At 49.1% G+C, this 7,458-nt stretch carries 9 protein-coding genes and 1 other RNA gene; 9 read left to right on the forward strand and 1 reads right to left on the reverse strand.

Annotated elements, in window-relative coordinates; translation table 11 throughout:
- Nucleotides 1-11: 11 nt before the first annotated feature.
- From rho to ACAN56_RS34440, 9 genes are all read left to right on the forward strand, one after another.
- A complete protein-coding gene (rho, locus tag ACAN56_RS34400; protein ID WP_038584572.1) occupies nucleotides 12-1,370 on the forward strand; it encodes a transcription termination factor Rho in 1,359 nt (452 codons plus the stop codon).
- Nucleotides 1,371-1,394: 24 nt separating this feature from the next.
- Entirely contained in the window at nucleotides 1,395-2,672 is a 1,278-nt protein-coding gene (locus tag ACAN56_RS34405) for a radical SAM family protein (protein WP_038584575.1), read from the forward strand.
- A 117-nt stretch (nucleotides 2,673-2,789) separates the two neighbouring features.
- On the forward strand, nucleotides 2,790-2,987 hold the full coding sequence (gene rpmE / locus ACAN56_RS34410) for a 50S ribosomal protein L31 (RefSeq protein ID WP_038598301.1): 198 nt from the start codon (nucleotides 2,790-2,792) through the stop codon (nucleotides 2,985-2,987).
- A 140-nt stretch (nucleotides 2,988-3,127) separates the two neighbouring features.
- An RNA gene (gene ffs / locus ACAN56_RS34415) (signal recognition particle sRNA large type) lies at nucleotides 3,128-3,396 on the forward strand.
- A gap of 145 nt (nucleotides 3,397-3,541) precedes the next feature.
- Complete coding sequence (gene dnaX / locus ACAN56_RS34420; protein ID WP_379148478.1) at nucleotides 3,542-5,317, forward strand: DNA polymerase III subunit gamma/tau; 1,776 nt, start codon at nucleotides 3,542-3,544, stop codon at nucleotides 5,315-5,317.
- A gap of 49 nt (nucleotides 5,318-5,366) precedes the next feature.
- A complete protein-coding gene (locus ACAN56_RS34425) occupies nucleotides 5,367-5,678 on the forward strand; it encodes a YbaB/EbfC family nucleoid-associated protein (RefSeq protein ID WP_038584581.1) in 312 nt (103 codons plus the stop codon).
- A 36-nt stretch (nucleotides 5,679-5,714) separates the two neighbouring features.
- On the forward strand, nucleotides 5,715-6,311 hold the full coding sequence (gene recR, locus ACAN56_RS34430; RefSeq protein ID WP_038584584.1) for a recombination mediator RecR: 597 nt from the start codon (nucleotides 5,715-5,717) through the stop codon (nucleotides 6,309-6,311).
- Nucleotides 6,312-6,546: 235 nt separating this feature from the next.
- Nucleotides 6,547-6,804 carry a hypothetical protein gene (locus ACAN56_RS34435; protein WP_038584586.1) on the forward strand — a complete coding sequence of 86 codons (258 nt, stop codon included), beginning with the start codon at nucleotides 6,547-6,549 and terminating at the stop codon, nucleotides 6,802-6,804.
- Nucleotides 6,805-6,835: 31 nt separating this feature from the next.
- The gene (locus tag ACAN56_RS34440) at nucleotides 6,836-7,102 is read left to right on the forward strand and encodes a pro-sigmaK processing inhibitor BofA family protein (RefSeq protein ID WP_038584589.1); all 267 of its coding nucleotides are present in this window, start codon (nucleotides 6,836-6,838) and stop codon (nucleotides 7,100-7,102) included.
- 58 nt (nucleotides 7,103-7,160) lie between these two features.
- Here ACAN56_RS34440 and ACAN56_RS34445 read toward each other — a convergent pair.
- Nucleotides 7,161-7,458 (reverse strand): hypothetical protein (locus tag ACAN56_RS34445; protein ID WP_379148483.1); only part of this gene is annotated, 298 nt, incomplete at its 5' end.

Raw genomic sequence — 7,458 nt, forward strand, 5'->3', positions numbered from 1 at the left:
GTGGTTATTACATGGATCTTCAAATTTCCGATCTGGAAGAAATGAAGCTGACCGATCTGTATAAGCTGGCTAAGAAATACCAGATTCCCTACTACGGAACGCTGAAGAAACGGGAACTGATCTTTGCGATTCTTCGTGCACAAGCGGAGCAAAGCGGGCTCATGTTCATGGAAGGCGTACTGGAGATTTTGCCTGAGGGTTATGGTTTCCTGAGGCCGATTAACTATTTGCCCAGCGCGGAAGATATTTATATCTCGGCTTCGCAAATTCGCAAATTTGATTTAAGAAGCGGCGATCTTGTTTCCGGGAAATGCCGCACACCGAAAGAAAATGAACGTTACTTTGGATTGCTTCAAGTAAATGCCGTGAATGGCGAGAATCCTGCCAGTGCAGCGGAGCGCTTGCATTTCCCGGCGCTGACACCTCTTTATCCGCAAGACAAGCTGCCGCTCGAAACATCCCCTACTCATTTATCTACCCGAATAATGGATTTACTTGCTCCTGTAGGTTTGGGGCAGCGCGGTTTGATTGTAGCACCTCCCAAAGCAGGAAAAACGCTCCTTCTGAAAGAAATAGCCAACAGTATCTCCACTAATAATCCCGAGATTGAACTGTTTGTACTGCTGATTGATGAACGTCCCGAAGAAGTAACTGATATGCAGCGCTCTGTAAAAGGCGAAGTGGTTGCATCCACATTTGATGAGCTTCCGGAGAATCATATTAAGGTAGCTGAGCTTGTCCTGCAGCGGGCACTGCGTTTGGTTGAGCATAAAAAGGATGTTGTTATTCTGCTGGATAGCATTACCCGGTTGGCACGCGCCTATAACCTTGTGGTTCCTCCATCCGGCCGGACACTTAGCGGGGGGATAGATCCTGCGGCGTTCCACCGTCCGAAGCGTTTCTTTGGTTCTGCGCGGAATGTAGAAGAAGGCGGAAGCCTGACGATCCTTGCAACAGCATTGATTGATACCGGATCGCGTATGGATGATATCATTTATGAAGAATTTAAAGGTACGGGCAACATGGAGCTGCATTTGGACCGCAAGCTGGCGGAACGACGTATCTTCCCGGCAATCGACATCCGCCGTTCAGGCACACGCCGCGAAGAGGTGCTGCTGAGCAAGGAAGAACTCGACACCATTTGGGCGATCCGCAAAAATATGAACGAGTCGTACGATTTTGTAGAGGGATTCATCAAAAAGCTGCGTGACACCAAGACCAATGCCGAATTCCTGGCGTCTTTTGATGTGGCCGGAAGCAAAGAGGGTTCATCGGCAAGCGGTACTGCCAGCAATGGCGGAACTTCTAATAGCGGTTCGTCGGCGCGCCGGACAACACGGCCCAAGACACCTACTGTCCCTACAACCTGAGAATTAATATAAGAGGAGACTAACATGTATTTGGTATATGCCGACGGGCAAGGAAACGTATATGATCATCCCGAGCTGTACGGGCTTGCCCGCAGCGGAGATATGATTGTTGAGATGCTGGAGGAAGAATTGATTCCGCTGCCGGAAGGCGCGACGCTGGTAGGACTGCCTAATACGCGGGCAGTAGGCATGAACCCCGAGACAGGGGAAATGCTGCCGTTGCCGGAAGGTTCCCAGGCTGTAGGCGCACTGTTGCCGCAGGGTTTTACAAGACTTTGTCTTCCTGGTTATGTCAAGACAGACAAGTCATATAAGCTTCCGCTGTTCGGATATTCCGCTGTAGTGTGGAAGGATGGCGGCTTCTACGTAGCTGCTGAACTTACGGATGATCCCGAACAATGGAACCCTTTGAATTGTGACCGGGAGAATGTGGAAGCCGGAGTCGGTGATTTGACCGCCAAGTATCCGGAGAACCGTCTATATGATCATCTTTCCAACTGCGCGCTGGGCTATGAATGCCTGACTTCCTCAAATACCTTTTTAGGTCGTTGGGAAGGTGCGGTTCCGGTCTCCTATTCTTGCAATGCCGGGTGCTTTGGCTGTATTTCCGAACAGCCTGATGACAGCGGGTTTGTATCGCCGCAGACCCGTATGAACTTCCGGCCTACGGTGGATGAAATTTCTCAAGTCATGCTGGAGCATCTGAAGACGCCTCAGTCCATCATCAGCTTCGGTCAGGGTTGTGAAGGCGAGCCTTCCACACAGGCCAAATTAATTATTGAGTCTATTCGTGAAGTGCGTTCGGTTACTGATATGGGCTACATCAATATCAACACCAACGCCGGGCTGAGCGACCATATCCGCGGGATTGTTGATGCAGGGCTTGATTTGATGCGGGTGAGTACGATCAGTGCCTTGGATGACCATTACAACGCTTATTACAAGCCTCGCGGCTACACTTTGGCAAATGTGGAGAAGTCGTTGAAATACGCTGCGGCGCAGGGTGTATATACGTCTATCAATTATCTGATTTTCCCCGGGGTCACGGATCGCGAGGAAGAAATTGAGGCGATGGTGGAGTTTGTAAGACGTACAGATCTGAAACTGATTCAGATGCGTAATCTGAACATTGATCCCGAGAGCTATTTAGAACTCATTCCTCCGGCGCAAGGCGAAATTCTGGGGATGAAGACCATGCTTGAGATTTTCCGCGAGGAACTTCCGGGTGTGGTTATAGGCTCCTTCACTCATGTCCCTCCAGCGGATTTGGCCCGTGCCAAACAGCGCAGAGTCCATATGTAGCACGGAAATATGGGCTTCAAACATATTGCAGACTTCTACCTTTCATGCTAAAATACCGTTGTATGTTTAATAACTCTGGGTCCGCATGAGTCCTAGGGCATGAGAGGTGAAATTCAAATGCAACAAGCAATCCAACCCAAGTACAACCTTACTAAGGTAACCTGCGCATGTGGCAACACATTCGAATCCGGTTCTGTTAAACAAGAGCTGCGCGTCGAAATTTGCTCTAACTGCCATCCGTTCTTCACTGGCAAGCAGAAATTCCTTGATGCCGGTGGTCGCGTTGATAAATTCAAGAAGAAATACGGTATCTAATCAGCCTTGCCTTTCAGTGGCATAAGATTGGACTGCCCCTTGGCTTTTTAGCCAGGGGGTTTTTATATACCAGAGGAAAAGAATGCCGTTTCCGCTTGCCGGGTTGATTTTTACCGGGCGGTGAGCTATACTTATCTTCGCCGTGCTAGACGGGGAGGTAGCGGTGCCCTGTAACTCGCAATCCGCTGTAGCGAGGTTGAATTCCTGTTAGAGGTGCTGTCGATGTGAGGCCTTGGTCCCTATGGACTGTGTTGACGGTTGGGTCCTCCGCAATGAGTGCTTGTGAACCTGGTCAGGTCCGGAAGGAAGCAGCCATAAGCAAGTTTACTCTTGTGCCGGAGGGTAGCCTAGCCCGAGCAGTCTTGTAGGGTTGCCGCTTGGATCGCAGCCATCAATAACAGGTGCACGGTTTTATATTATGAACATATCGTTAATGATAGCGTCTTTGCCACAAGCAAAGATGCTTTTTGTTTTTGGTCAAAGTCTGGGGAATATAGTATAATAAATTAGCGACAAATGCCGGAAAGCGGCAGCCTAAGAAAGGGTAATGCATAGTGGAACATATCGCGCTGTACCGTGCTTGGCGGCCGCAGTCGTTTCAAGACATGGTAGGACAACAGCACATTATCCAGACGCTGCAGAATGCGATTCGTGAACAGCGGGTTTCGCATGCCTACCTGTTCAGCGGCCCGCGGGGAACTGGCAAGACGAGTGCTGCCAAAGTGCTCGCCAAAGCGGTCAATTGCGAGCGCGGTCCGGGTCCGGAGCCATGCAATGAATGTCCATCCTGTGTGCGGATTTCCGCTGGCAACGTAATGGATGTGCAGGAAATTGATGCGGCCTCCAACCGGGGTGTTGAAGAGATTCGCGATCTGCGGGATAAGGTGAAATATGCGCCTACCGAAGTACGCCGTAAAGTGTATATTATTGATGAAGTGCATATGCTGACAACAGAAGCGTTCAACGCTCTGCTAAAGACGCTGGAGGAGCCGCCGCCCCATGTCATGTTCATTTTGGCGACGACAGAACCTCACAAATTGCCGGCAACGATTATTTCCCGCTGCCAGCGTTTTGACTTTCGCAGAGTATCGCTCGAAGAGCAGAGTGGCCGACTAACTGAAATCTGTGAGAAGGAAGGCATTACTGCAGATGCGGATGCATTGCAGTACATTGCCCGTCTTTCCGATGGGGGGATGCGCGATGCTCTCAGCATACTGGACCAGATTTCTTCCTTTACAGACGGCAATGTGACTTACCAGCAAGTGCTGGGGATGACGGGGGGGATTCCTTCCGAGCAGTTTGCCCGCCTTGCAACAGCCATTCTGGAAGGTGATATGGGTCTGCTTCTGGAACTTGTCGAGCAGCTTATGCACGAAGGCAAAAGCGCCGACAAATGTCTGGAGAACCTGCTGTATTATTTCCGTGATCTGCTGATGATCAAGATGGTGCCGGGCGCGGATCAGCTAACAGACCGGGTTCTCAATCCTGCTGAATTCCGCGACATGGCAGCAGCGTTCTCCCGGGAGCGGCTGTTTGAAATTGTCGAGACCCTGAACCACTATCTGGGAGAAATGAAATATGCCACTCATCCGCAGACTTTGTTTGAAGTGGCGCTGATGAAGTTATGCAGCTTGCAGCAGGGCGGAGGAGCTCCGATTCTGGCGGCTGCCCCTGGCTCAGCGACCTCCCTGCAGTCTTCAGGGGGCAGCTCCTCCGTGGATTCGGGGGAACTGGAGCTTCTTAAGCGTCAGATTGCCGCATTGGAGAAGAAGCTCGAGCAGGCTATGCAGTCCGGAGGGATATCCGGTAACGGCTCAAGAGATCAGGCTTCCGCCCAGAAGCCAGCCCAAAGCTCAGCTTCACGAATCTCCTCGCCCTCCAAGCTGCCTCCGCAGCTGGATAAATTCATCGCCGGTAAAGACAGTGCTGATTTCGCCTCGGTGTTTAAACAATGGAGCGTCGTCTTGCAAGGGGTGAAGGAGGAGAAGGTAACCGTGCATGCCTGGTTTGTTGACGGTGAGCCTGTGTCCGTAATGGAAGATGCGGTGCTTGTGGCCTTTAAGAACACAATTCACCGGGACACCACAGAGAAACCTGCCAACAGACAGGTGATTGAGAATGTGTTAGCTGCACGGCTGGGTAAACCCTACCGGTTGGTCACGATACTTCTGCGCGACTGGAATGAAGCGGCGCAGAAGTCTGCTGCACAACCGGGCAAGGAGGAGCTTCGTCTCGAGCATGAGCATGAAACTGCGGAGACAAAGACTGAACCATGGATTGACGAGGCTATCCAGCTCTTTGGAGAAGACCTTGTTGTCATAAAAGAGTAGCATTTAAGCCTATGAGCGCAAAAAGCGCATTCCAAAGGAGAGACGACTTATGAATAATATGAACCAAATGATGAAACAGGTTAAAAAAATGCAGGAGCAAATGCTCAAAGCCCAAGAAGAACTGGGAAGCAAGACGATCGAAGGTTCTTCCGGCGGCGGCGTGGTTACTGTTCAAGTGAATGGCCATAAGAAGCTGCTGTCCATGCAAATCAAACCAGAGGCTGTTGATCCGGAAGATATCGAAATGCTGCAGGATCTTGTCATCACCGCTGTAAACGACGCCCTTACCCAGGCTGAAGAGCTGGCTAACAATGACATGGGTAAATTCACCGGCGGAATGAAGATCCCTGGCTTATTCTAGGCCTACTCCACTCCAGACCAAAGGAGAACCATCAATTTGTATTATCCAGAACCGCTAGCCAAGCTGATTGAAGCTTTTACACGTTTGCCCGGGATCGGCCCGAAGACAGCAGCCCGGCTGGCTTTTCATGTACTCAACATGAAAGAGGATGAAGTTATTGATTTTGCCAAAGCGCTTGTCAGTGTCAAACGCAATCTTCATTACTGCTCGGTCTGCTGCAACATTACGGACACCGATCCATGCCGTATATGTCAGGACAAAACCCGAGATACCTCAGTGATCTGTGTGGTACAAGACTCCAAGGATCTTGTAGCCATAGAGAGAACCAAGGAGTTCGACGGTTACTATCATGTGCTTCAGGGTGCGATTTCACCGATGGAGGGCATAGGTCCTGATGATATAAGACTCAAGGAACTGTTGACCCGTCTGAGCGACGAGAGAGTGAAAGAGCTTATTATGGCCACTAACCCCAATATTGAGGGTGAAGCTACGGCCATGTATATCTCCCGTCTGGTCCGTCCGTTCGATATTAAAATCACCAGAATAGCCCATGGCTTGCCCGTGGGGGGCGATCTGGAGTATGCGGACGAGGTTACCTTATCCAAAGCTTTGGAAGGCCGTCGTGAGCTCTAAGCAGTTCTGACATCATAATCAGCGAAGGAAGCCCGTGAGGGCTTCTTTTTTGTATATACGAGGGCGCATACGTCCTGAACGATACATTACATACAAGATAAGCTATGAACCGCCGTCTTGCTTTGTGGGACTTTTTTAGTTCTAAGTTTGTCCCCATCTTTATATGAATGAGAATATGCAAGACGCGGAAGCCGCGTTATCAAAGCATAGAATTATTCTTGAGGGGGAATCGCAAATGGGTTGGTGGGGCTCCAGAAAGCAGGGAAACGACGCAAAAGATGTTCAGGTGTCAGACTTGGATGAGCATTGGAATGTATACCTTGAGGTGTGCAAGGCACAAGCGGAGTGGCAAAGAGCCTATTTGATGTTTGATGAGGCGCTGGGTCAGGATCAAATTGATTACGCGATATATATTCTGGAGGCAGCTGAACGCAAATATCAGATTCATCTTAAGCATGCTAAAAGCTTGGGGCTTAACCGCAGTCTATTATAAGTTTGGACAAGACATGTAAAGGGGGAGCACAATGCTAAGATTGGCTGCAATGGGCGTATTGATATTATCCGGGTTATTATTGATATTAATAGTTTTCCGTAAAAAATTGGGCTGGGCCTGGCTTAGTTTGTTTGGAACTCATCTTATTCTTGCTGCACTGGGCATTTATATAGTGAATTTCTCCGGATTGCTTACGGAAGTTTATCTTCCTTTAAACCCGGCAACCATAGGCGCAGTAACGATTCTTGGACTTCCGGGAGTCCTGATGCTGCTCGGTTTAAAAATAACTTTGTTTTAATGGTTGACGCATGTTATTAATTTATGATACATTAAGTCTCGGCCCTTTGGACAAGATATCACTTGATAACTTGCCAATAAGGAAAGCGAAAAAAGAAATTAAAAAAACGCTTGACTGAAGTGAGGGTGCTGTGATATATTATAAAGGTCGCTGCTGACAAGCAACGACGACGAAAAAAGAGGCATTGATCTTTGAAAACTGAACAACGAGTGAGTGGGAAATCACGCAAGTGAGATCCAAAACTGATGAGTTTCACAGCGTATTTATACGCTTTAGAAATTTCATCTTGAGAATGTAAATTCTCGTCAGATGTTTCAAATTGAGCAATCGCTCTTTCTAAATACCAATTTGGAGAG

Source organism: Paenibacillus paludis, assembly GCF_042610515.1.
Lineage (GTDB): Bacteria > Bacillota > Bacilli > Paenibacillales > Paenibacillaceae > Paenibacillus_AQ.

Excerpts from the sequence above, each read along its gene's own strand:
- rho (WP_038584572.1), top strand. The coding sequence starts at position 12 with ATGGATCTTCAAATTTCCGATCTGGAAGAAATGAAGCTGACCGATCTG.
- ACAN56_RS34405 (WP_038584575.1), top strand. The coding sequence starts at position 1,395 with ATGTATTTGGTATATGCCGACGGGCAAGGAAACGTATATGATCATCCC.
- rpmE (WP_038598301.1), top strand. The coding sequence starts at position 2,790 with ATGCAACAAGCAATCCAACCCAAGTACAACCTTACTAAGGTAACCTGC.
- ACAN56_RS34425 (WP_038584581.1), top strand. The coding sequence starts at position 5,367 with ATGAATAATATGAACCAAATGATGAAACAGGTTAAAAAAATGCAGGAG.
- ACAN56_RS34435 (WP_038584586.1), top strand. The coding sequence starts at position 6,547 with ATGGGTTGGTGGGGCTCCAGAAAGCAGGGAAACGACGCAAAAGATGTT.
- ACAN56_RS34440 (WP_038584589.1), top strand. The coding sequence starts at position 6,836 with ATGCTAAGATTGGCTGCAATGGGCGTATTGATATTATCCGGGTTATTA.